Origin of the sequence: Photobacterium kishitanii (assembly GCF_000613045.3) — a bacterium.
GTDB lineage: Bacteria > Pseudomonadota > Gammaproteobacteria > Enterobacterales > Vibrionaceae > Photobacterium > Photobacterium kishitanii.
The window spans coordinates 774,377-799,160 of the sequence record NZ_LN794352.1 but is presented as its reverse complement, the minus strand read 5'-3'; the positions used below and the strand labels follow the sequence as shown (position 1 = coordinate 799,160).

Below are 24,784 nucleotides of genomic sequence, written 5' to 3'. Positions count from 1 at the left end.
TTCAAACAAATAAATAAGTCTCACCAACTTAATCACCGCAACGGCAACAGCAACTTCTTAATCTGCGACCGTGACACCAGATACACCAGCCCAATAGCAAGCATAGGTAAACCAAACCACATCAGTGGGTGCAAGCTAAACGGTAACTCAAAACCTTTGACCACCAGCAAGCCCACCACAAATTCAGCCCCAACTGCAGCTATCACACCAGCGAGTAATGCGATAATGCCGTATTCAAACCACAAGGTCGCAGCAATACGTTTTCGACTGGCACCTAACGTTCGGTATAACTGAATTTCCGTTTGGCGATCTGAAATACTCAGTCGTAATAGAGTCATAATCAGCAATAAACCACTGACAACGCCTAAGCCTGCAAGCACCGTCAACGACCAGCTCACTTGGGCTAATAAGCCTTGAATACGGGTTGCCATCATCCGTAAATCAAGCACACTCACGGTTGGGTACTGGCTAGCTAAAGTATTTAATAATTCGCTTTGTTGCTCGCTAACACGGAAACTCACTAACCCTGTCGCAGGGAATGTCTGCAACACATCTGGCGTGAATATGAAATAAAAATTTGGCTTCATGTTACGCCATTCGACATCACGAATACTGTTAGCAATAGCAGTAAACTCTAACCCGCCGACCATAAATGTTAGCTTATCGCCGACGTTAATATGTAGACGTTTGGCAATTCCAGATTCCACTGATACGCCAGCTTTATCACCCCATTGCCCTTCAGTCACCACATTATGGCTTGGCAGTTCATCTGCCCAAGTGAAGTTAAGCTCACGCCTTAATGCTGGATCTTTTTGTTCATTGTTAATCTCACTGTTTGTTTCGACTTGATCGGTTGCTGTTGGTGAAGAGTAAAAATGTTTATCATTAATTGCCACTAACCGCCCACGCGTCACCGGATAAGCTTCAGAGCGGGTTAATTTGGCATTATCTAAATAAGTTAAATAGCCTTGCTGTTGCTCTGGAGCAATATTAAGCGCAAACACATTTGGTGCATAAGCAGGTAAAGTATTTTTCCAATCTGTGAGTAACTCATTACGTAATAGCCCAATCACAGCAAGCAACATCAATGAGCAAGTTAACGCTACCAACTGAGTCGCAGTTTTAGCTTTACTGCGATTGACACGGCTTAGCGCTAAGCTATAAGCGGCACCTAATTTCAATTTTTGTAATAAAACGATAGCAGCGCCCCCCACTAACGTTAACACCACCAGTAACGCCACGATGCCACCTAGGGTTAACCACACAAACACATTACTGCCGATCCATAATATTGCCGCCAATACAGGAAAAAGTAGTAATAACCACGGTAAACGAATCGATGTAGACTCGATGGTTGATGCTTGTATTGAATTATTCGCCGATGTTTGCACTAACCGTGACAACGGTATCCCTAATGCAGGTAATGCAATTAACAGCGCCACCGATAAACTGATCCCTAATGGCGCAAATCCCATTGTTGGTAACTGCTCCGGCAATAGATTTTGTAAGGGGTAACGCAATAACCACTCTAGCCCAACTCCTAACGTTAAACCGATAACTATCGCCACCATAAACACCAACCCGATTTGAGTTAACAACCAGCGCCATAAAAAACCTTTCGTCGCACCAAGGCTTTTCATCATTGCCACCGCAGTTTTACGAGTAACAGCATAATGTTGACAAGTAAGCACTAAGGTCGCCGCAGCCATTAACACCACTAGCACTAAGGTAAGCGATAAATATTGACGCGCACGCTCAATAAAATCCCCACTGCGTCCTGCATCATTTTCAGTTAACCACCGTTGGCTTGGGGTTAGAGTGAACCGCTGACGAATATTCTCTAATGCCTTATCTGAACCAGAGAAATAATAACGATAGCTGATTCGACTACCGAGCTGAATTCCCCCCACGGCTGCGATATCTTGCTGATGGATCAAAACAGTTGGCATTTGACTAAAAGGATTAAACGATAACTCAGGATCTTGACGAATACGTCCACTTACTTTGAGCTCCGCATCACCTAACATCAACACATCGCCAATATTAATATCTAATAGTGAAAATAACCGTTCCTCCAGCCATAATTCATTTGGGTTAACATACTGCGGTAATAATTTTTTAGTGGCAGGTTGAAGGGTTAATTGACCTCGTAATGGAAAACTCGAATCGATGGCTTTTACACTGACTAATTGCATACCATTATCACTAAATGCCATGGTGCCAAAACGGATTTGCTGTGACATCTGTACTGCATCGGTTTGGATCGCTTTAAACTGTGAGCTATCAACGGGCTCAGAGGAAACTAACACCATATCAGCAGCCAGCGCTGATCGTCCTTGATCGACAATGATCGCTTCAACTCGACTAACTAAAGCTGATAACGCAAACACACAAGCAATAATTAAGCTCAAAGCTAAAGTAACTAACCACAATTGACCTTGGCTAATTTCACGCCACGCCCAACGTACAATAAATGATCTTTTGGTGGCCATAATTGAAAGATTAGACATGGCTTGCTTCTCTATTTAATACGCCGTTATCTAACCGCATGACCTGATCACAACGTGCAGCTAACACATCATCATGGGTTACTAATACGAGTGTAGTACCACTGTCTCGATTCAGTTCAAACAACAACTCAATGATCATCGCCGCAGTTTGCTGATCTAAATTACCCGTGGGTTCATCAGCAAACAGAATTTTAGGTTTGATCATAAATGCTCGCGCTAATGCCACCCGTTGTTGCTCGCCACCGGATAATTGGCTTGGCAAATGGGTTTCTCGTCCTTGCAAGCCGACCACGGCTAACAATTGTTTACCGCGTTCAATATCAATATCCTGATTTTTAATTAAACACGGTAAAGTGACATTTTCTAATGCGGTTAAGGTTGGCAGCAATAAGAAGTTTTGAAATACAAATCCAATTGATTCACTACGTAATTGTGCTCGTTGCTCATCATTCAATTGATTAAGACGATGACCTAATAATTCAATCTCTCCCGTTGTCGCAATATCTAACCCCGCCAGTAAAGTCATCAGGGTTGATTTACCAGCGCCAGATACTCCCACTAACGCAATTGACTCTCCTTGCTCGACCTCAAGTGAAACATCCTGCAGAATAGTTATAGACGACAAGGCTGTCGTAACCTGTTTAGAGACAGAATGTGCTTTTATTACGGAGATTGACATGATACGAATCCTTTCATTAATAATGCTGTTATTTTCCTCGACAGCATTTAGTCAAACACTATTAGTCTTAGGCGATAGCTTAAGTGCTGGCTATCAAATGCCAGCGGATAAAAGTTGGCCGACACTACTACCTGAAATATTAGCCCAACAATCCCAACCGACTACAGTCATCAATGCCAGTATCTCCGGCGATACCAGTGGTAACGGTCTAGCGCGTCTTCCCCAGTTACTCACGCAATATAAACCAGATGTAGTATTAATCGAATTAGGGGCCAATGATGGTTTACGCGGCTTTGCACCTAAAATATTACGCAATAATTTAAGCCAAATAATCACTTTAATTAAAAAAGTGGGATCACAGCCGTTATTAATGCAAATTGAAATCCCACCGAACTATGGCAAACGCTATACCGAATTATTTAGTAATACTTACCCTAACCTGAGCCAATCGTTTAATGTACCGCTATTACCTTTTTTTCTTATCGATATCATTGTTAAACCTCAGTTGATGATGAAAGATGGACTTCATCCAACAGCTGAAGCACAACCACTTATTGCACAATTTATGGCTCAACAACTTAAACCCTATCTCAACAAGGAAAGCGTACAGTGACACAATCTATTTTAATTACAGGCTGTAGTTCTGGTATTGGCTATTACTGCGCTGCCGAACTCAATAAGCTAGGTTATAACGTGATCGCCAGTTGCCGCCAACTACGTGATGTTGAACGGTTAAATAATCAAGGAATCAATTGTATTCAACTTGATCTTAACTGCTCTGAATCCATTGATCGCGGTCTAAAACAAGCATTAGTGTTGGCTAATGGCCAATTGGATATATTATTTAACAACGCAGCTTACGGGCAACCGGGAGCATTAGAGGATTTACCAACAGACGCATTACGCGCTCAATTTGAAACTAACTTTTTCGGGTGGCATCAACTTACTCGGCTGGTGATCCCACTGATGCTGCAACAAGGCCACGGCAAAATCATTCAAAATAGTTCAGTACTAGGTTTAGTCGCGATGAAATATCGTGGCGCATATAACGCCAGTAAATTTGCCCTTGAAGGTTATACTGATACTCTCCGATTAGAACTTGCCAACACTCCAATAAAGATTGCCTTAATAGAACCAGGGCCAATTGAAAGCCATTTTCGACAAAATGCTAAGCAACAATTTGAACAACATATTGATATTAACCACTCACGCCATCAAGCCGCTTATCAACAAACATTACATCGATTAGGCTCATCTAGCCCTAATAATAAGTTCACTTTAGGCCCTGAAGCTGTATTTAAGCAAGTGTTAGCTATAATTAACAGCCAGCACCCAAAAGCACGTTATTACGTTACTCAACCAACTCATGTTTTTGGTTTTCTTCGCCGTATATTACCAACAAAGTGGTTAGATAAACTGCTAATAAAGAGTAATTAGTCAAATATAGGTCATAATAGCAGCGTTTATTATGGCTTATTTTTTCAGTCAGTCTCAAATTAGATGGTGATAAAATCAACAACAAAAAATTCAATGTCGGTATATCTCCCTAATTTAAGCTCTTAAAGTTAAATAAATAGCCTTTAAATCGATATAACCTAGTCTCCACTACAAAAACAATAATAACGTCACATTAATGTCACAATAAAGCGCTACAGTAGTTTTAAGTCAAAAGACTCATATCATCGTAAACATTCTTAGTCTGAGGTGTAGTATGTCGTTGCGCCAAATTAATATTATCTGTGTCTGTATCACGCTTGCGGTTATGCTTACCTTTAATAATTAATGTCATTTGTTGCTATTTTCTTGATTCGTCTCGATTCATCCCCATATATTTGATATAGCCTTTCAAATAGCCAACGGATATCAGCACATGTATCAAAATGTCGCTCTTGAATTAAACGAGCAGAATCTTCAGCAGATCATCGATCAATCAATGCAGGCACCTGTGGCAATCAGTTTCTGGGCGCCTTCAATGCCAGAAACCCTTGAAGTAAATGCAACTCTTGAAAAAATTGCGCGTGAATATCAAGGTCAATTTACGCTAGCGACAGTGAACTGTGAAACTCAACAAATGGTTGCTTCTCAATTTGGTGTCCGAGGTTTACCCACTGTTGCCTTATTTAAAGATGGCCAACCGGTTGATGGTTCTGCTGGTCCACAAACAGAGCAAAGCTTACGTGAGATGCTAGCTCGCCATTTACCGACTCCTGAAGAGCTACAGCTGCAACATGCATTAGCATTAGTAGAAAGCCAAGATTACAATCAAGCGCTGGCGTTACTACGCCAACTCGCACACAAATTCCCTAAAAATAGCCTCATCGAATTGTCGATTGCTGAGTGTTTGGTCGCCGCTGGATTATTTGACGAAGCAGAATTAATTCTCGCAACCATTCCAATGCAAGATCAAGATGCAAAGTATAAAGGGCTGATTGCTAAACTTGAATTACATAAACAAGCAGGCAACTCTCCTGAAATTCAGCAGTTAGAACAAAAATTAGCCGCTGAACCAAATGATAGTAATGTTGCCTTTGAGCTTGCGGTTCAATACAGCCAAGTCAATCGCAATGAAGAAGCATTAGCACTCTTATTAAATATTCTTCGTGGTGATCTTAATTTTGCCGATGGCAATGCTAAAAAAACCATGATGGATATTTTAGCGGCATTAGGTCAAGGCAACCCAATTGCAGCTACATACCGTCGTCAATTATATTCATTACTATACTGATCGACCCTACAACATAAAAAGGCCCGTCAGCATAATGCTAACGGGCCTTTTTATATGCGTCATCTCGAACTAAAAGTTAACGAGCGTTAGTTTTTTCAAATACTAAAAACTTATTACCAGAATCAACCACCAACGTATTATTAATCACTTCAATACTGGTCGCACTACGTAGAACATTCAGCATATTTTCTTCTTGAGTAACAAGCTCTGGTAAACAAATTCTACGGCTAACCACTGGTAAGGTAAAACTACCATCAGCAGCAATTAGACGGCCTTTAAATTGGTTACAGCCAGTGAAACCAGAAACCTTCATATCAGCATTAATATTTAATTTAGGTTTATGTTTGGTTACGCCGGGAATGTAGACCCCGCCTTTCAGTGTCCATTCCCCTACCAATTGCGTTGACTTCTTCAATTGCTGGTTAGAAAAACAGCCTGTTAATGAAATTGCTAATAATATTAATAAACAGAATCTACTCTTTTTCATCATTACTCTATAACTCAATCTTAATCTCGATAGATTGCTTTAGTTATACCTAAACAGGCTATTGAGATAACAATCGAATAAAATAATGCCGATGATCTCTCACCGGCATTAAATTCAAACTAGTTAAAAACTAAACAGTTTGTACAATCGTCTTAATTACTTAAGGATGATTTGTACTGAACGCTGAACGTAGTCAGTGCTGTCTGCTTTATCAGTTTTGATTGGGTTAGTGTTAGCAACGTGAGAAACAGTTAAGCGAGTTGCGCTAATACCGTTTGCTTCTAGGAAGCTAGCAACGTTTGCTGCACGCTCAGAAGAAACTTTATCGTTGATTGCTTGGCTACCAACATTATCGGTACGACCGATAATTTGAGCGTTAACTTCTGGGTTAGCTTGCATAGTTGCAGCAATCTCACCTAGGTTGTAACGACCGTAAGCGTTTAACTTAGTTTCGCCATTTTGGTATGGAAGAACGTAAGAAGAACGTGTTGGGATTTGTGCTTCAACAGCAACTTCTTTAACAACTTCTACATTGTTTGTGATAACCATAGGTGTAGCTGGTTGACCAAACTTGTATGTCATACCCCAGTACGCTTGAGTTAGATCAGCGTGACCGTGTGAAGTACGTAGGTTCTGGTAGTAATCAGCACCGATTTGAGTAGATAGCGCGTGAGTGATTTGGTAAGAAAGACCTAGACCACCAGTTGCAGAGAAGCTATCTGACTTCATGTGGAATACTTGGTCAGCATTTTTGTCATCAGCGTAGATGTAAGTTGCACCTAACTTAGCAAATGCAGATAGTTTCTGTGTAAGAGGTAGATTACCTTTAACACCAACAGTCGCTAGGTTTAGATTTGAATCACCTAGGTTGTACATGAAGTCGTAGCTACCGTAAACACCAACATATTGGTTGAAGTCGTAACCAGCGTCTAGCTTAACGCTAGGTGCATTAGTTTGACCACCAAAGATTTGAGAGTCAGCGCTACCAACATAACCCATACCTAGTGCACCACCAACCCAGAAGCCGTGGCCTTGACCAGCGTACCAGTTACCAGTCGCTGCTGATTGACCTAGTGCAGTGTTATTTGTAGTTGTTGCAGGCGCATCAGCAGCCATTGCAGATGTAGCAACACCTAGAGATAAGGCTGCTACTACAGCTAGAGATAGAGATTTCAATTTCATGTTTAACTCCATTGGTTAAATGCTTTAAAACTTTTCTAATTGTCTGTCCATATAAGTGCGTACTATCTATTTTTTTAAGTGTGTATCGCAGGACAGTCTTTGTCAGGAACCCACTCATTCTGTGACTGAGTTTGTATTAAGGCAAATAATAAAAAATGATGTTCACAATTAATTGGTGTTTTTTCACACGCGTCAAAAAAATGGCTTCTGAAAAATAAATGTTTCAGAAAAAATTTAGATAAATAAAAAAAACAGTTTTTTTTAACGATTATATTCATATAAAAAAAGATAAAATCATTAAGATAGCGTAAACTTTCCAATTAAATACAATGAATTATGTAACAATAGTTTTATCTCCAAGCTATAAAAAAAAATGTGAAAAACATACTTTTTTATACTACACATAATGTGATAAATAATCATATCTCGCCTTTTAAGGGGAGAATTATCCTTTATCATCTCTTCCATAAATATTTTTTTTTGTTAGCATTTGCTTTGAAAATAAAGATCAGAGATGTGTGATGGACTTTCTTAGAGCAAGAAGAGTAGAAGTAACTCCCTTGTTACCCTCTTATATCCTCTAAAGAAATAAAGATTTTATGTCGCAATCAACACCCACGCGCTTTGATATTGAAAGCAATAACAATAAAAAAAAGCAGTCGTTTTTAAGAATGTACTGCGAAAAACAGATACTAAGATAGGTAGTTAACGCCATGATCATATATAAATACGGTAAGGATGTTTTTGAGCCGCAAAAGAGTGCTTATACCAATCAAGAGGCAACCACTAAACTCAGTGCAAGCGAGACAAAGATCCTCCAATTTTTAATTGATAACAGCGGCGAAATTATCAGTCGAGAAAAACTGCTTGAAATCGGTTGGCCAGACAAAGTTGTTGTACCCAACTCATTAAACGTTGCCATTGCTAACTTACGTAAAGCGTTTAAGAGTAAGAGTGAAATTATCATCACGATTAAAGGGGCTGGTTTTACTATTGCCAATAACACCTTTATCCAACAACAATTTCAGCCTGAAATTGTGGTCGATAATGAACAACATAATACTGAACAGCAACAACCCATCGATCATCATGGTGATAACAATAGTACAGGGACTGATGCAAATAGCACCAAGCAGGCATCAACTACTAACTCATTTCCGACTATGGCAAAAATTGGCTACAGCATTTGTTTAACAGCAATGTTTGCTTGGATTATGTTATGGGCTAGCAGTTGGCAGTCTCCACCTTGTGTTACCGTTAATAGTCAAAAGATTTGTGGTAACATTGAATTGCTCAATCTGCAAAAAATGCCACAAAACTTGAGCGGTAAAGGCACGGTTTACATTGATACCACTGGAAAAATGTATGAAAAAATTTAAATATCTTGTCATAGCATTATTAGTTTTAATGCTATACCCCGTTATTAACGGCATGGGGTGTGACTTTAACTATAAATACGTAACTTCCAACCATGAACAATTCGGTAGCTGTAAATTTGGTCAATATACGCTCATTGACTATCCAGACCCTAAAAAAGATAACGGCTATACGGTATTAAAAGGACTCTATTTTTATGCCTTTGGTAATGCTGCCGTATTGGTAGTCGATACTGAAGATCACACTAAAAAAATCACTGATGCTGCAATTGAAAGCCTTAATTGGACCCATGAGAGTTTTTGGCATCAATTTAATCTCAAGCGATTAGATAAAAATACTATGGTTAGCTATAGCTCATCACCAACAAAGCAATTACGAGTCATTCCTTATGATGGTACGTTGTCTATGACAGATAGTGGTCACTAACCAACTTGCGGCTAAATAACCTTTATTTATACGGTTATTTAGCCTCTTTTAGTTAAACTATCGAGAATCGGACATTGTGCGCTTTTATCCCCAGGGCACTGCTCAGTCAATGCCGCTAGCGTCAATTTAATTTGCTTTAACTCCTCGATTTTATGATCTATTTCAACCAGCTTTTGCTGCGCTTTTTGCTTAACGTCACGACTATGACGATCTGGATTAGTCGATAATGCTAATAATTGTTGGCATTCATCTAAAGAAAACCCAATCATTCGAGAGCGCTTAATTAATAATAACTCTGCGATATGATCAGCATTGTAATATCGATAACCATTAGCACCTCGAGGCGCAGCACTTATAATCCCTTTACTTTCGTAAAAACGGATCGTTTTAGCGGTTAATCCTGTTTGTTTTGCAACATCACTAATACTCATCATCACTTATTTACTCTACTGTATAAAAAAATAGCCTTGACATTATAGTTACTGGAAGGATTATGCTAGCAACATTATTTCATCTAAGCATAAAAAGGCGAGCACATGAATACCATTACTCTTCCTCTTGCCAATGTACGCTGTATGCGTTGCGTTAATAAAATTCGTGATGCTCTTAGCCTACTACCTGATACCCAAATTATAGATATTAATACTGAACAATTAACTGTCTCTGCTGATACTCCTTTAAATGCATTATTTGACGCTATTACTGCATTAGGTTACCAAGTTGGCTATCACTATCAATTACCACTTACTGGTTTATCTTGTGGTCGCTGTGTCGCTAAAATTGAACAGGCCCTAAGTGAACGTCATGATATTGCACATTTTAATATTAGCAAGCAGCTTGCTGATGTATCTGGCTCTATCAGTGAGCAAGCACTAACAGACATAATAATTACATTAGGCTATCAAGTAGTAACAACGCCAACACAACACCATTATGATTTCATATTAACTGGCCTATCATGCGGTAAATGCGTTGCTAAATTAACTACCGCATTAACCCTAGATAATATCGCTATTATTACGATTGATAAAAATAATCTCAGTGTTGATACATCACTGAGTGATAGCGAGATTATCGCAATCGTAACAGCGACAGGCTATCAAGCAACAGCGACAACAATATCGCAACCGCAGCCAATACCCTTAATCGATCAACCTCTTGCATCGGAGTCTATCGCAGCAAATCCCGAACCTATTATCTCGCCTCAAGAAAACTCAATCCAACTACTGCTATCAGGACTAACCTGTGCGAGTTGCGTTGCATCTGTAGAGAAAGCAATTAAGGCGGTAGACGGTGTTGATAGTGTTAATGTTAACCTCGCTGAACGTACTGCCTTAATTTATGGGCAGGCGTCATCACAGGCGGTTATAGAGGCTATTCAACAAGCAGGTTACGGTGCAGAGCAAAGCGAAGATGATCAAACACGTCGTATTCGCCAACAACAGCAAAACCAACAAACAGTAAAGACTCATATGCGTAATGCCATTATTGCCCTTGCTTTAGGGGTACCAATGATGGCTTGGGGAGTATTTGGCGGTAGCATGGTAATTGACTCAACAACCAGCCAAATAAGTTGGGGAATTGTCGGTCTTATTACTTTGGCATTACTCGTCACAGCCGGTAAAGATTTTTATATCAATAGTTGGAAAGCTTTCCGTCATCATCGTGCCACCATGGATACACTCGTTGCCTTAGGTACAGGTGCAGCGTGGCTATTTTCAATGGCTGTGGTTATCGCACCAGATATGTTCCCGTTAGCTGCTCGTCATGTCTATTTTGAAGCATCAGCAATGATCATCGGTCTGATCACCCTTGGTCACGCATTAGAAGCACGAGCACGTAGCCGTACTTCAAAAGCCTTAGAACGCTTAATTGATCTTCAGCCCCAAACCGCCATTGTGGTTGAAAATGATCAAGAAATTGAACGTCCACTAAGTGATGTTATTGCTGGTATGACGTTACGTTTAAAACCGGGTGCTAAAGTCGCCGTTGACGGCTGTGTGATTGATGGTAATAGTTACCTTGATGAATCGATGCTAACTGGTGAACCCTTAGCTGTACATAAAAAAAGCGGTGATCACGTTCGTGCAGGTACGATTAACCAACAAGGTAGTTTATTGTTTAAAGCTGAGCATATTGGTAGTGATACTATGCTCGCACGTATAATTCAATTGGTCCGCCAAGCCCAAAGTAGTAAACCTGCACTTGCACGATTAGCCGATACTATCTCTAGTATTTTCGTACCAAGTGTGATGATTATTGCCATATTAACTGCAATGGCTTGGTATTATTTTGGCCCGCAGCCTGCATCTGTTTATATGCTTGTGGCCGCAACCACAGTACTTATTATTGCTTGCCCATGTGCACTCGGTCTAGCCACACCAATGTCAGTGACGGTTGGTGTCGGGCGCGCAGCAGAGCTAGGTATTTTAATTAAAGATGCTGAAGCGATGCAGCAGGCGGCTAGCATTGATACTGTGGTATTAGATAAAACCGGTACTTTAACCGAAGGCAAACCACAAGTTGTTGATTATAAAATTTATAATACGTTAAGTCGTGAACAACTCATTCAATTAGCCGCGAGTTTAGAGCAAGGCTCTGAACATCCATTAGCCAACGCAATTGTTGAATCAGCGCAACAACAACAGCTACAACTCTACCCACATAGCAACTTTATGGCGTATTCAGGATTAGGTGTATCAGGCACAATAGAGCAACAACAACTGCTACTAGGTAATGCCAAGTTCATGAATCAAAATGAGATTAATATATCTCAGGCTGAAACTGATTTCGATTTCATTGCTAACCAAGGTGCTACTCCCGTTTATTTAGCTCAAAATGGTATTTTAGCGGGAATTATTGGAATTAGTGATCCATTACGTAAAGATTCATATTCTGCAGTTAAACGCATGCAAGATATGGGGCTAAATGTCGTTATGCTTACAGGTGATAGCGTCAAGACTGCTCAAGTTATTGCCGCTAAACTCGGTATTTCAGATGTGGTTGCAGAGGTATTACCCGACGGTAAAGCGGCACAGATTACCTTATTACAACAACAAGGTAAGCGAGTCGCTATGGTTGGTGATGGTATTAATGATGCACCAGCACTCGCGTTAGCAGAGGTTGGTGTCGCAATGGGAAGCGGTACTGATGTTGCGATTGAAAGTGCGCAATTTACCTTGATGCGTCATTCACTACATGGTGTCGCTGATGCATTAGAATTATCAAAAGCGACCCTAAGAAATATCAAAGAAAACTTATTTGGTGCCTTTATTTACAATACATTAGGTATTCCAATTGCTGCTGGAGTGTTATTCCCACTAACAGGAACACTCCTTAGCCCTGTAATTGCAGGGGCAGCAATGGCACTATCATCAATTACAGTAGTAAGTAATGCTAACCGGTTACGTTTATTCAAGCCAAGCCAACAACATCAGGAGAAATAATATGTGTTTTTTATTAGGCGCAGCTGCTATTGGATTTATTGTGTGGTGGTTCTGGCTTCATCCAAGTATCCGTAACTCAAAATAATAGTATTCCGATAATTAAATAATCGCATTAAGGCTACTTCGGTGGCCTTTTTTGATCTCACTCAGCTCCAATATTTGTTATAACTTAATCACTCCTACATAATCAGCGGTAACCTATGTTCAAATCTATCTTATCAAAAGCATTATTATTACTGCCTTTTATTTCCCAACCAGCATTAGCTACACCAATTGTATGGAAAATTTATGACAATCAGCGAGAGTTTTATGTTTTAGGATCTATTCATGCAGGTAAAGAAGCGATGTTTCCATTGCCTGATGTGTTTCTTGAACAATGGCAACAAGCCGATGCGCTAATTGTAGAAGCTAATATCCTTCAACAATCAAGCGTAACCCCAAAACTTGCGCCACCGTTTACTCATCAAGCGCTACCTGAAACGGCACTCAATCAATTAAAACATATCAGTAAGAAATTAAATATTTCATTTGAGCAATTACTCCAGCAACCGCCTTGGTTAACTGCCGTTACTCTCCAACTCGCTCTTGCCGATCAGCTCGAACTAAAATCTGATTATGGTATCGACTACGTGCTTTTACAGCGCGCTCAGCAACAACAGTTACCAATCCTCGAATTAGAAAGTGTTAGCCAACAATTCAATATGTTAGAAAACCTCCCCGACAATGGCGCCCCAATGTTAATTGAGACCATTAATGAATGGGATAAAACCCAATCTTCATTACGTTGCTTAGTTAAAGTCTGGCAACACGGAGATGGCGATAAACTTGAACAGCTGTTTCAGGAAAGCCAATTTGATCCAACAACTGATGATGCCTTAATTTTTAATCGTAACCAGCGCTGGGCTGAAACCTTAGCTAAAGCATCGCCATACCAATCAGGGAAGTTTATGGTCGTGGTCGGCGCATTTCATTTAATTGGCGAGCAAGGATTACCCAATTTAATGAAACAACAAGGCTTTAAAATTGAGAAGATAACCTCAGGTACAAAAGCTGACTGCAAGTAAGAGTGGAGCAATAGTAGCTGAAGAGCTAGATTCTAATATCAGTGAACCCCCGACTCTCTGGTCATCTAAACCACGGTTCATTTTATACAGGCGAAAAAAAAACTGAATCTTTCGACTCAGGTTTCTTAATAGTGGTCAGTGAAGAGCTAGATTCTAATATCAGTGAACCCCCGACTCTCTGGCCATCTAAACTACGGTTCATTTTATACAGGCGAAAAAAAACCTGAATCTTTCGACTCAGGTTTTCTTAATAGTGGTCAGTGAAGAGCTAGATTCTAATATCAGTGAACCCCCGACTCTCTGGTCATATAAACTACGGTTCATTTTATACAGGCGAAAAAAAACCTGAATCTTTCGACTCAGGTTTCTTAATAGTGGTCGGTGAAGAGGGATTCGAACCCCCGACCCTCTGGTCCCAAACCAGATGCGCTACCAAACTGCGCTATTCACCGACTTTGTTCTTTTTCAGGAACACTACTCAAAGGGTTAACCCTCTGGTCCGCTATTCCTAACATCAGAGATGCGCGACTAAACTGCGCTATTCGCCGACTTAATTCTTTCTAAGAACCGCATTATACTGCGTGTTCTCTAATAATAATGGTTTTAATCAACCACTACTTTTTAAATAGTGGTCGGTGAAGAGGGATTCGAACCCCCGACCCTCTGGTCCCAAACCAGATGCGCTACCAAACTGCGCTATTCACCGACTAAATTCTTTTCTAGGAACGCTGCTAGAAGGGTCAACCCTCTGCTCCGCTATTCCTAACATCAGAGATGCGCTACCAAACTGCGCTATTCACCGATATTGTTTAGGCTTATAAGGCCAAGGTCTCTAATAAAAAGCTAACCTAAAAATGGGGTGGCTAACGAGGCTTGAACTCGCGACAACCGGAATCACAATCCGGGACTCTACCAACTGAGCTATAGCCACCATTGTAAGTGGTCGGTGAAGAGGGATTCGAACCCCCGACCCTCTGGTCCCAAACCAGATGCGCTACCAAACTGCGCTATTCACCGACTTTGTTCTTTTTCAGGAACGCTACTCAAAGGGTTAACCCTCTGGTCCGCTATTCCTAACATCAGAGATGCGCGACTAAACTGCGCTATTCACCGACTTTGTTCTTGGTTGAGAAATGCAATTAAACTGCATCATCTCTAATAATGGTTTTAATCAACCACTACTTTAATAGTGGTCGGTGAAGAGGGATTCGAACCCCCGACCCTCTGGTCCCAAACCAGATGCGCTACCAAACTGCGCTATTCACCGACTAAATTCTTTTCTAGGAACGCTGCTAGAAGGGGCAACCCTCTGGTCCGCTATTCCTAACATCAGAGATGCGCGACTAAACTGCGCTATTCACCGATCTTGTTTAGGCTTACAAGGCCAAGGTCTCTAATAAAAAGATAACCTGAAAATGGGGTGGCTAACGAGGCTTGAACTCGCGACAACCGGAATCACAATCCGGGACTCTACCAACTGAGCTATAGCCACCATTGTAAGTGGTCGGTGAAGAGGGATTCGAACCCCCGACCCTCTGGTCCCAAACCAGATGCGCTACCAAACTGCGCTATTCACCGACTTTGTTCTTTCTGAGAACCACATTATGCTGCGTGTTCTCTAATAGTAATGGTTTTAATCAACCACTACTTTTTAAATAGTGGTCGGTGAAGAGGGATTCGAACCCCCGACCCTCTGGTCCCAAACCAGATGCGCTACCAAACTGCGCTATTCACCGACTAATTTTCTAGGAATACAGCGAGAAGGATCACCCTCAAGTCCGTAATTCCTAAATCAGAGATGCACTCTATAAACTGTGCTATTCACCGATTTTTCAACACGCTGTACGTTGTTGAGGTCGCTATAATACTCGCCATTTTTATTTTAGCAACCCCTATACGATATTTTTTTTGTAACTAAAACAACTGTTCACTAAACCAACAACTTCAGGGACTATTAGGGACTTAATCTGGTTAAAATACAATCAAGTACCAACTTTTATAGCAATTATAAAAACTTAATGGCAAACGACATTACACCGCATAGTTAATATTAAATAACTTTCAATAAATAAATGGCTTAAATATCTCTCTTTACCTTTCCAATTTATTGGCTTTTGTTTCAATTAAGCGCGAGTATAATTAAATTATCGCTTACTTATAGTGAACCTTTATGTCTAATAATGAGTTAGATCTCTTTAAAGAGATGATGGCCGATGTAGCGCCAATAAAACAAGATACTATTTTAATCCAACAAAAATACCAAGTATCTGAAGCACAACTCGCTCGGCGACTTGCAGCACAAACTTTAGCAAATAGTAATATAGATTATTTATCACTTGATCATGCCAACATGATCAAACCAGATGACATGATTGAATTTAAGCGTGACGGTGTGCAGTTAGCTGTATTTAAAAAAATGCGCCAAGGTAAATATGATATTCATGCCCGTTTAGATCTACATAAAAAGACCTTATCTCAAGCACGTGATGAAGTACTCACTTTTTTAAAACAAGCTCAACGGTTAGATATTCGTACGGTTATGATTATTCACGGTAAAGGAGAGCACGCTAACCCACCAGCCTTAATGAAGAGTTTTGTTGCCACATGGCTTGAGCAAATTTCAGATGTACTTTGTTTCCATTCAGCTATGCGCCAGCATGGTGGAACTGGTGCGCTTTACGTTATGATCAAAAAAAGTGCAGAAAAGAAACAACAAACACGTGATCGACATTTAAACCATCGCGATGCTTAATAATAAGCCTCATCAATACAACCCAAGTCATTGATAAAAATAATGAATATTTATTACCGTATATAAATCCACGCCATTAACCACATGGTAAAATAAATAGATCCTAGGGTTAAATTGTTTTGAATTTATTTATCATACAATTAAAGTAAAGTCGCCGCCCTAGGAGATTATTACTAATGAATTCAGAAATACGCCCAATGCTGCTAATGCTAGTGTCTACATTTAGCTTATCAGTAACAGGATTGTTAGCAAAATGGCTAACCCACAGCTTTGACCCTGCATGGCTATGCTTTTTCCGGTTACTGTTTCCAGCAATCCTGGCATTTTGGCTAATGATGATCACTCAATGGTCACAACCTAATAAACAAGCTTGGAGTGGTTTATTGGTTCGTGGCTTTTGTATTACAGCTTGTCAATTATGCTTCTTAGCCTCAATTAAGCATTTAAGTCTAGTTGAAGCAGTCGTTTTATTTGGTACCAGCCCTTTATTTGTTCCTATTCTAGAACGCATATTTTTTAAGACGCCAATAAAACGATTAATTATTATTAACTTAGGAATAACCTTTACCGGCTTACTTTTCATTGCAGGAAATCTGGAGCAAATGAAATTTGGTGGAAGTTTATTATTAGGCTTAGCAGGTGGCATTTTTAATGCGGGTTCACAAGTGGCAATGTATCGCTCAAGCAAGAGTAATTTAACGCCTTTAGGTGTAAGTGCATGGAGCTTTATTGTTGCTTCTTTGTTTTTAGTACCCTTGTTAATTTTTTCCCCCGTTACAACAGCTGTAGAATGGCACACCCTGACAGGATGGCAGCACCCTTTATTATTGCTACTGCTATTTATGGCAGTATGTACGGTCAATACACAGGTTTTCCGAGCTAAAGCTTATCAGTTAGCAGAATCAGGATCGCAGTTAGCACCGATTATTTTTACTAATTTAATATTCTCTGCTATCTGGCAATTTATGTTCTTTAATCATCCTATGTCATGGAATAAAATTGTTGGTGTTAGTTTAATTATATTAGCAACGCTTCTAAATACGTTTGTTCCGATTTGGCTACGTAAAAAAAGATGCCAACCTAATTGCTAATATAAATGGCCGAACACAGTTCGGCCATTTTTACAATTAAGCCAGCCACACAACTCGAAACGCTAATCCTAATAGAACAATTCCAGAGAGACGATCAATTATTTGTGCTTTAGTTCTTAATAAAGTGAGTACCGCTGGATAAGATAAAACACAAGCAATTAGCGTATACCATAATCCATCAACTAACAGCGGTGTTGCGACAATAATGATCTTTGATGATACTTCATTGCCGACCGCAACAAACTGACTAAATAAAGCCAAAAAAAACAGCGCTAATTTAGGATTAAATAATGAAATCATCACCCCATCGCGAGCCGCTTCAAGCAATGTACTTGCTTCTCCTTGAGCTAATTTTGCCGCTACACCACCCTTAGAACGTAATGCGTTAATGCCTAGATACGCTAAATACCCTGCACCGACATAACTAACACTGGTAAATAACAGTGGCGATTGATGCAGTATTGCCGCTAAACCAACTAGCGTTAGCAAAGCATAAAATCCAACCCCACAGGCATGCGCCCATGCAGTCACGATCCCATGCCAACGTCCTCCCGATAAGCTATGTTTAGCAACTACGGCTAAACTCGGCCCCGGTGACATTGCCCCCAGTAAACAAATAACTAATAAAGACAGCCAAATGCTGATTGTCATCGCTAATTTCCTTTTATCAATGCACACATCGAGGGATTAATTACTATTGGTTTAGATACTGTAATAACAGCAATATGCTAACGACAATACGAATATATTTTATTCACTAATCTTGCTTAGCAATAGCTGCAAATTTACCTGACGTTAAGATCACTAAATCTTGAGCCGCAAGTTCTATTTCCAAACCACGACGTCCAGCACTAACGCAAATAGTCTCAAATTGCTCGGCACTACTATCAACAAAGGTTGGTAACCGTTTTTTCTGTCCAAGAGGGCTAATACCGCCAACAATATAACCCGTGACTTTTTCTGCCAATTTAGGATCGGCCATTTCCGCTTTTTTACCACCAGCAGCTTTAGCTGCAGCTTTTAGATCTAGCATTCCAGCGACAGGAACGACGGCAACCGCTAAGTTTTTAGGATCACCATTTAATGCAAATAATAACGTTTTAAACACGCGGTGAGGATCTAAGCCTAATATTTCAGCAGCTTCGTGACCGAAATTATTATTAGCTGGATCATGTTCATATTGGTGTACTTGAAATTCAATTTTATTTTTTTTTGCTAATTTAATTGCCGGTGTCATACGTTTTTCTCTTGCAAAGTTTTGCTACCCAAACAGCTGTCATTAGCTCCCCTTTGATTTAAAGAATATCCGCCAAAGAAGCTAACAACATCTGTTTACCAAAACAGAACTATATACCGAGAGGTATTTTTTAAAAAGTACAAAAAAAACGGCGCTGAATAGTCAGCGCCGCAGATAAAGCATACCGATAACAACGGCCACTTATTTATAAATAATCTCACCCTTTGGCGCGTAACTGTTTACATCAATCGGGCTATTATTTTGTAAGAACTCTTTTAACACTTCAGCGTCAACAAACCCAGTATTCACATAACCGGAGTGCTTATTGACTTTAGGATAACCATCACCACCAGCAGCATTAAAACTTGGTACTGTAAAACGGTACGTTTTGTCCATTAATAATGGTTTGCCATCAATATTAACATCGCTCACTTTGCCATTAGCTACCGTCATGCTGATACCATAAAACTGTGCATAAGAACCAGAATCAATTGGTTTAGTCGCAACCACATTCAGGTAATCCAGAATTTCTTTACCCGACATATCAATGTAAGTCACGATATTGCCAAACGGCTGCACGATCAGCACATCTTTATAGGTAATATCGCCACCGTCAATCGAGTCACGTACACCACCTGAATTCATCACTGCAAAATCAGCCTTCGCTCGTTGCATATGTGATGCTGCAATTAAGCGACCTAAATTAGTTTGCTTAAAACGTACTACATTACGATCACCTTCTAACTTACCATTAGACTCTGCGATCTTAACCGTTAATTGCTCTTGGCCTTTTTCTTGGTATGGGGTTAAAAATGATAATACTTCAGCATTCTGTTGGATCTCATCCTGAATAAACACCCGCTGCTGGCTACCATCGTCTAATTTTATTTTTTTCTTTAAGTTCACAGGGATAAGATCATAACTAATAAGATTTAGCTCACCATTTTGGAACTCAAAGTCAGCACGCCCGACATACTTACCCCATTCATAAGCTTGTACAATCCAAGTACCATTTTGTTGATCTGGAGTACACTTATCACCGGGTTTAAAGTTGCTATTGTTCTTATTCGGCCCTTCCATACATACAGGTTCTTGCGAGTGACCACCAACAATCATATCAAGATCGCCAGGTTGCATGTAACGTGCTAATGCCACATCACCAGGGGCATTAATGCCGCGTTGACCATCTTCGTAATGGCCCATATGGGTTGCCGCGATAATAACATCTGGCTTTTCATTGGTTTCAAGTTCAGCAATAACTTGTTTAGCTTCTGCTTTAGGATCACGGAACTCAATCCCACCAATATATTCTGGATTACCTATTTTAGCGGTATCTTCAGTCGTTAAGCCAATGACAGCAATTTTAATTCCTTGCTGCTCAAAGATTTGGTATGGTTGAAATAAACGTTTGCCAGTATTTTTATCGTAAATATTGGCTGATAACATTGGGAACTTAGCCCATTGCTGCTGCTTGCGTAATACCTCAAGTGGGTTATCAAACTCATGGTTACCTAATGCCATTGCATCGTAACCTAGCATATTCATACCTTTAAAATCAGGCTCAGCATCTTGTAAATCAGACTCAGGCACACCAGTATTAATATCACCACCAGAAAGCAATAATGTTGTACCACCTTCAGCTTTTACTTCTGCACGAATAGTATCTAGCAAGGTTTTTCGTGCCGCCATACCATACTCACCATTTTGATTTTGCCAAAAACGGCCATGGTTATCATTGGTATGTAAAATAGTAATACGATAGGTTTTATCTGCATTCCACTTAGTGGAGGTATCATCTGTCGGTGTTGCACAACCAGAAAGTACAGCCAGAAGAGCAGCAGTTAATGCTGTCTTAGCAAATAAACGTTGCTTCATGTTATCCACCTTAACGATTTTAATAGACGATACCCACCATTTTTAGATGGCTTGAGTCGAGTCAAATTAATGCAAAAATAATCGCGTTATTTAATTAAATAGTAATAATAAATAACAGCTTAAAAATAATCGCGCTCAGTGTAAGTGAATCGAAAATTAGCACCTATTTAGTGTCACTATTCTGCTAGCAAGATCACTTTTACAACATTAAAAACGGATACTAGATCACAAACAATAAAAAAAGCTCGGTCACTGCCGAGCTTTTTGAAAAACGTTTAATAAATTCAAACGCTAAATATGATCATTTCTTGATTAAAATACTTTTTCAAATTTAGTCGCTGAACGACGAACAAAAATCGCAATTAATGCTGAAATAGCTAAAAAGAAACAATAATATGAATGAGATACTATTTCTAATGGCGACAGCTTAAACACCGAACCTAATAACAGTGCCTGAGCACCGTAAGGTAATACACCTTGAATAACACACGAGAAGATATCTAATAAACTCGCCGAACGACGTGCAGTAACACCATTTTCTTGTGCTAACTCACGTGCTACACCACCAGATACAATAATCGCAACGGTATTATTAGCAGTACAGCAGTTAGTTAAACTCACTAACGTGGCAATACCCAGTTCACTTGCTCGCGAGTTTTCTGACGAACTATGCTTTGAACTAAATTTACCAATCACACGACTAATAAGCTGAGTTAAAAAAGCTAGCCCACCTTGTTGACGCATTAATTCACTCACACCGCCAATTAACATAGAGAGCAAGAAGATTTCTTGCATATTGCCAAAGCCACTATAAATATCTTTACCAAATGTAGTTAGGCTATAACTATCAATCGAAAATAAACCAACGCCACCAGCAAGTACAATACCTAGTGTCAGTACTACAAATACATTTACTCCTGAAACAGCAAGGATCAAAATAGTGATATAAGGCATCACCTTAAGCCATTCAATTGGGTTTGCTGCTGGTAACGTGGTGACTGAACTACTAAAAGCAAATAACACCATAGTGACTAACGCTGCTGGTATCGCAATTTTAACATTCTCACGGAATTTATCTTTCATCTGACATCCCTGAGAACGCGTTGCTGCAATCGTCGTATCAGAAATAATAGATAAATTATCACCGAACATTGCCCCACTCAGTACCACACCTGCGGTTAGTGCAACATCCATCCCAGCAGCATGAGCAATACCTAATGCCACCGGTGCAACAGCTGCAATAGTACCCATTGACGTACCCATTGAGGTTGCAATAAATGCTGAAATAATAAAAATACCCGGCAAAATCATACTTGCAGGCAATATCGCCATACCTAGATTTACCGTTGCATCAACCCCACCAGATGCTTTAGCTACGGCTGCAAATGCACCAGCCAGAAGATAAATCATACACATTGCAATGATATCGCTATGGCCGACACCACGGATAAACTGTTCAATGGCTTTATTAAGCTTCTCTTTACTGAGAATAATAGCCACAATAACAGCAGGTAATGCTGCTACAGGTGATGGCAATTGGTAAAACGCGAAGTCGACCCCTTGGTAAGTAAGGTAACTACCGACACCAATAAATAAGGCGAGAAAGATCCCCAACGGCAGCAATGCCAATGCTGAAGGTGTAATTGATGATGTGTTGGTTGAGTTTGACATGCTGATAGTGAATATCTATTTTAGAATTTCCCTTAGGTTAATGGGATGTGTCACCACTGTCAACATCTAGACGTCTAAACATCCATATGCACATCACTTAATGACTATCACATATCACCCAAACAGCCATAATCGTCAAGCCATTGACACCCAACCTCGCATTGAGCGTCAATAAAAAGTCACAAAATATCAATATGTTAATTACTTAAAAATAAAGTAAGTAATCATCAATGAATCAATTGTAATGGCAGTTATAATTTGCTCTCATAGAGCATATTTTGACTCATGAGATGGACCTATGCAGTTTTCACTCAAACAAAAACTGATCATGGCTAGCGTATCGGCAGTAGTCGTCATGGCAACGGCGTTAACATGGCTTGCCGCCAAACAACTTAGTAACGAAACACATGCGAATACCAACGAGCGTGCTCACAGTATTGCTTCAACAGCCACAGTGGGTATTTCTGACTGGATGAATATTCGCCGTGCAATTACTCTGTCATTTGAAAATTATTATAACCAACCTAATAACGTGATGTTTTTAGAACAAGCACGTAAAAGTGGTGGCTTTGATGATATTTATTTCGGCACAATTGATGGTGCGATGCACCGTTCACACCCCGATCGTAATCGTGCTGGCTACGATCCACGCACACGCCCTTGGTACCGTGACGCACAAACAGCGACTAAACAAATAATTACCACTGCCTATCAAGATGCCATCACGAATGCATTACTCGTTACCATAGCGCAACCATTAATTAATAATGGTCAAATGATCGGTGTTGTTGGTGCTGACGTATTAATAGATCAACTTATTGATGATGTGATCAGCCTTGATGTTGGTCAAAATGCTTTTGCAATGTTAATCAATAAACAAGACGGCAGCTTTTTAGCACATCCTAATAAACAATTATTGCTCAAGCCACTATCCCAATACAGTAATCAACTGACCATGGCTAATATTGAACAGCAAATTGCGACCAATAAATCGCAACTGCTGACAATTAATGGTCAACAAAAAATCCTTTATTTCGCTAATGTCCCAAATACTGAGTGGATTTTAGCGTTAGAAATGGATCTCGCCACAGAAGAAGCCAGTTATCATACGGCACTACAACAATTAATTATCACTGCTATCATCATTACCTTATTAGTGATCGCTACCCTAACAATATTAGTCAACTTCTTATTCCGCGATCTAAACCGAGTTTCTGCAGCCCTAGCTGAAATTGCTAGCGGTGAAGGTGATCTAACTCGTCGCCTTGAACCTCATAGTAATGATGAAGTGGGTCAACTTGCACATAACTTCAATTTATTTGTTAGTAACTTACATAGCATGCTCACCCGTTTAAGTCATGTTTCTAGCACTTTAAGCCAACAATCTCATATCACAGCTTCTCAAGCAGAGGAGCGCAGTACTCGTATTCAATTTCAACAAGATGAAATTAATATGGTTGCAACTGCAATTAATGAAATGGCCGCCGCAACCCATGAGATTGCTTCAAATGCAGAAAATACTGCTCGCACCTCAGAAGAAACGGTTATCGCTTCTGGCCATGGCAGCACTCAAGTAAACCAAAGCCAACAATCAATCGCTAGCCTTGCCCAAGAAGTAGAAACGGCAACAGCGGTTATTAGTGCGTTAAACAGTCATGCACAAAGTATTAATACTATCCTCTCGACCATTCAAGGCATTGCCGAACAAACCAATTTACTCGCACTTAATGCCGCTATTGAAGCTGCGCGTGCTGGTGAACAAGGACGCGGGTTTGCCGTGGTTGCCGATGAAGTACGAGTATTAAGCCAACGTACTCACGCTTCAACCCAAGAAATTCAACAAATGATTGAGACGCTGCAACAAACCACAGGTCAAGCGGTAGGGATCATGGAGGACAGTCGTCATTTAGCAGAAACCAGCGTTGATGATGCAAACTCAGCCTCTGCAAGCTTGTCGCAAATCACTACTGCTGTGAATAATATCAGTGATATGGCCACTCAAATCGCCTCTGCCGCTGAAGAACAATCATCAGTAACATCTGAAATTACCCGTAATACCGAGGGAATTCGTGATGTATCAAATGAGTTGGCAATAGAGGCTACAGAAGCGGCCAAACAAGCAGCAGAGTTATCAACCTTGTCTTATGAATTACAACAAGAAATTAATCGCTTCAAGCTGTAAGTTTTGACTTTATTGTTAATTTAAAACCAATAAGGCTTGCGACTCTTTCTCGTTAAAACGATAGAAAAGTAGCAAGCCTT

19 protein-coding genes and 8 tRNA genes are annotated in these 24,784 nt (G+C 40.0%); 10 read left to right on the top strand and 17 right to left on the bottom strand.

Annotation, left to right across the window (positions count from 1 at the left end; genetic code table 11):
* Positions 1–32 precede the first annotated feature (32 nt).
* Both PPBDW_RS04135 and PPBDW_RS04130 read right to left on the bottom strand, forming a co-directional pair.
* A complete protein-coding gene (locus tag PPBDW_RS04135) occupies positions 33–2,510 on the bottom strand; it encodes an ABC transporter permease (protein WP_036793552.1) in 2,478 nt (825 codons plus the stop codon).
* The gene (locus PPBDW_RS04130; RefSeq protein WP_036793550.1) at positions 2,503–3,189 is read right to left on the bottom strand and encodes an ABC transporter ATP-binding protein; all 687 of its coding nucleotides are present in this window, start codon (positions 3,187–3,189) and stop codon (positions 2,503–2,505) included. Before PPBDW_RS04130 ends, PPBDW_RS04135 begins: the two co-directional genes overlap by 8 nt.
* On the opposite strand from PPBDW_RS04130, the gene tesA reads away from it, so the two are divergent.
* The 3 genes from tesA to PPBDW_RS04115 all read left to right on the top strand — a co-directional run bounded on the left by tesA (position 3,188) and on the right by PPBDW_RS04115 (position 5,914).
* Complete coding sequence (gene tesA, locus PPBDW_RS04125) at positions 3,188–3,802, top strand: multifunctional acyl-CoA thioesterase I/protease I/lysophospholipase L1 (protein ID WP_036793549.1); 615 nt, start codon at positions 3,188–3,190, stop codon at positions 3,800–3,802. The two genes, PPBDW_RS04130 and tesA, sit on opposite strands and share 2 nt — an antisense overlap.
* A complete protein-coding gene (locus PPBDW_RS04120) occupies positions 3,799–4,626 on the top strand; it encodes an SDR family oxidoreductase (RefSeq protein WP_036793547.1) in 828 nt (275 codons plus the stop codon). Before tesA ends, PPBDW_RS04120 begins: the two co-directional genes overlap by 4 nt.
* 433 nt (positions 4,627–5,059) lie before the next feature.
* Positions 5,060–5,914, top strand: coding sequence for a co-chaperone YbbN (locus PPBDW_RS04115; RefSeq protein WP_036793545.1), 855 nt, complete (start codon positions 5,060–5,062; stop codon positions 5,912–5,914).
* Positions 5,915–5,990: 76 nt separating this feature from the next.
* Here PPBDW_RS04115 and PPBDW_RS04110 read toward each other — a convergent pair whose 3' ends face one another.
* Together PPBDW_RS04110 and PPBDW_RS04105 are read right to left on the bottom strand one after the other, a co-directional pair.
* The gene (locus PPBDW_RS04110; protein ID WP_036793543.1) at positions 5,991–6,401 is read right to left on the bottom strand and encodes an META domain-containing protein; all 411 of its coding nucleotides are present in this window, start codon (positions 6,399–6,401) and stop codon (positions 5,991–5,993) included.
* 156 nt (positions 6,402–6,557) lie between these two features.
* The gene (locus PPBDW_RS04105) at positions 6,558–7,583 is read right to left on the bottom strand and encodes an OmpA family protein (RefSeq protein ID WP_036793541.1); all 1,026 of its coding nucleotides are present in this window, start codon (positions 7,581–7,583) and stop codon (positions 6,558–6,560) included.
* A gap of 713 nt (positions 7,584–8,296) precedes the next feature.
* Here PPBDW_RS04105 and PPBDW_RS04100 point away from each other — a divergent pair.
* Positions 8,297–8,962 carry a winged helix-turn-helix domain-containing protein gene (locus tag PPBDW_RS04100; protein ID WP_036793540.1) on the top strand — a complete coding sequence of 222 codons (666 nt, stop codon included), beginning with the start codon at positions 8,297–8,299 and terminating at the stop codon, positions 8,960–8,962.
* Positions 8,949–9,386 (top strand): hypothetical protein, encoded by a 438-nt coding sequence (locus PPBDW_RS04095; protein WP_036793538.1) that lies wholly within the window; start codon positions 8,949–8,951, stop codon positions 9,384–9,386. The genes PPBDW_RS04100 and PPBDW_RS04095 overlap by 14 nt, the downstream gene beginning before the upstream one ends.
* A gap of 38 nt (positions 9,387–9,424) precedes the next feature.
* Here PPBDW_RS04095 and cueR read toward each other — a convergent pair whose 3' ends face one another.
* The gene (gene cueR, locus PPBDW_RS04090) at positions 9,425–9,817 is read right to left on the bottom strand and encodes a Cu(I)-responsive transcriptional regulator (protein WP_036793537.1); all 393 of its coding nucleotides are present in this window, start codon (positions 9,815–9,817) and stop codon (positions 9,425–9,427) included.
* Positions 9,818–9,922: 105 nt separating this feature from the next.
* Here cueR and PPBDW_RS04085 point away from each other — a divergent pair, with 105 nt between their 5' ends.
* Together PPBDW_RS04085 and PPBDW_RS04080 are read left to right on the top strand one after the other, a co-directional pair.
* Positions 9,923–12,832 carry a cation transporter gene (locus tag PPBDW_RS04085; RefSeq protein WP_036793536.1) on the top strand — a complete coding sequence of 970 codons (2,910 nt, stop codon included), beginning with the start codon at positions 9,923–9,925 and terminating at the stop codon, positions 12,830–12,832.
* A 200-nt stretch (positions 12,833–13,032) separates the two neighbouring features.
* Positions 13,033–13,896 carry a TraB/GumN family protein gene (locus PPBDW_RS04080; RefSeq protein WP_036793535.1) on the top strand — a complete coding sequence of 288 codons (864 nt, stop codon included), beginning with the start codon at positions 13,033–13,035 and terminating at the stop codon, positions 13,894–13,896.
* A 375-nt stretch (positions 13,897–14,271) separates the two neighbouring features.
* Here PPBDW_RS04080 and PPBDW_RS04075 read toward each other — a convergent pair.
* The 8 genes from PPBDW_RS04075 to PPBDW_RS04040 all read right to left on the bottom strand — a co-directional run bounded on the left by PPBDW_RS04075 (position 14,272) and on the right by PPBDW_RS04040 (position 15,632).
* Positions 14,272–14,348: transfer RNA gene (locus PPBDW_RS04075), tRNA-Pro, on the bottom strand.
* Positions 14,349–14,525: 177 nt separating this feature from the next.
* Positions 14,526–14,602 (bottom strand) — tRNA-Pro (locus PPBDW_RS04070).
* A gap of 149 nt (positions 14,603–14,751) precedes the next feature.
* Positions 14,752–14,827, bottom strand: a tRNA-His gene (locus PPBDW_RS04065).
* Between the two features lie 9 nt (positions 14,828–14,836).
* A tRNA-Pro gene (locus tag PPBDW_RS04060) sits at positions 14,837–14,913 on the bottom strand.
* Positions 14,914–15,086: 173 nt separating this feature from the next.
* Positions 15,087–15,163 (bottom strand) — tRNA-Pro (locus PPBDW_RS04055).
* A gap of 149 nt (positions 15,164–15,312) precedes the next feature.
* Positions 15,313–15,388: transfer RNA gene (locus tag PPBDW_RS04050), tRNA-His, on the bottom strand.
* Between the two features lie 9 nt (positions 15,389–15,397).
* Positions 15,398–15,474, bottom strand: a tRNA-Pro gene (locus PPBDW_RS04045).
* 81 nt (positions 15,475–15,555) lie between these two features.
* Positions 15,556–15,632 (bottom strand) — tRNA-Pro (locus PPBDW_RS04040).
* 434 nt (positions 15,633–16,066) lie between these two features.
* Between PPBDW_RS04040 and smrA the strand changes: the two genes are divergently transcribed.
* Both smrA and PPBDW_RS04030 read left to right on the top strand, forming a co-directional pair.
* Complete coding sequence (gene smrA, locus PPBDW_RS04035; RefSeq protein ID WP_036793534.1) at positions 16,067–16,648, top strand: DNA endonuclease SmrA; 582 nt, start codon at positions 16,067–16,069, stop codon at positions 16,646–16,648.
* Between the two features lie 176 nt (positions 16,649–16,824).
* A complete protein-coding gene (locus tag PPBDW_RS04030; RefSeq protein WP_036793532.1) occupies positions 16,825–17,739 on the top strand; it encodes a DMT family transporter in 915 nt (304 codons plus the stop codon).
* Positions 17,740–17,775: 36 nt separating this feature from the next.
* Here the strand turns inward: PPBDW_RS04030 and PPBDW_RS04025 are convergent, their stop codons facing one another.
* The 4 genes from PPBDW_RS04025 to PPBDW_RS04010 all read right to left on the bottom strand — a co-directional run bounded on the left by PPBDW_RS04025 (position 17,776) and on the right by PPBDW_RS04010 (position 22,522).
* Positions 17,776–18,390: a LysE family translocator gene (locus PPBDW_RS04025; protein WP_036793531.1), complete on the bottom strand. Its 615-nt coding sequence runs from the start codon at positions 18,388–18,390 to the stop codon at positions 17,776–17,778.
* Positions 18,391–18,496: 106 nt separating this feature from the next.
* Positions 18,497–18,976 carry a Cys-tRNA(Pro) deacylase gene (ybaK, locus tag PPBDW_RS04020; RefSeq protein ID WP_036793530.1) on the bottom strand — a complete coding sequence of 160 codons (480 nt, stop codon included), beginning with the start codon at positions 18,974–18,976 and terminating at the stop codon, positions 18,497–18,499.
* Between the two features lie 201 nt (positions 18,977–19,177).
* Positions 19,178–20,851, bottom strand: a complete 1,674-nt coding sequence (gene ushA, locus PPBDW_RS04015) for a bifunctional UDP-sugar hydrolase/5'-nucleotidase UshA (RefSeq protein WP_036793529.1) — start codon at positions 20,849–20,851, stop codon at positions 19,178–19,180.
* Between the two features lie 312 nt (positions 20,852–21,163).
* Positions 21,164–22,522: a Na+/H+ antiporter NhaC family protein gene (locus PPBDW_RS04010; RefSeq protein WP_036793528.1), complete on the bottom strand. Its 1,359-nt coding sequence runs from the start codon at positions 22,520–22,522 to the stop codon at positions 21,164–21,166.
* A gap of 298 nt (positions 22,523–22,820) precedes the next feature.
* Between PPBDW_RS04010 and PPBDW_RS04005 the strand changes: the two genes are divergently transcribed.
* Positions 22,821–24,704, top strand: a complete 1,884-nt coding sequence (locus PPBDW_RS04005; RefSeq protein ID WP_036793527.1) for a methyl-accepting chemotaxis protein — start codon at positions 22,821–22,823, stop codon at positions 24,702–24,704.
* Positions 24,705–24,784 lie beyond the last annotated feature (80 nt).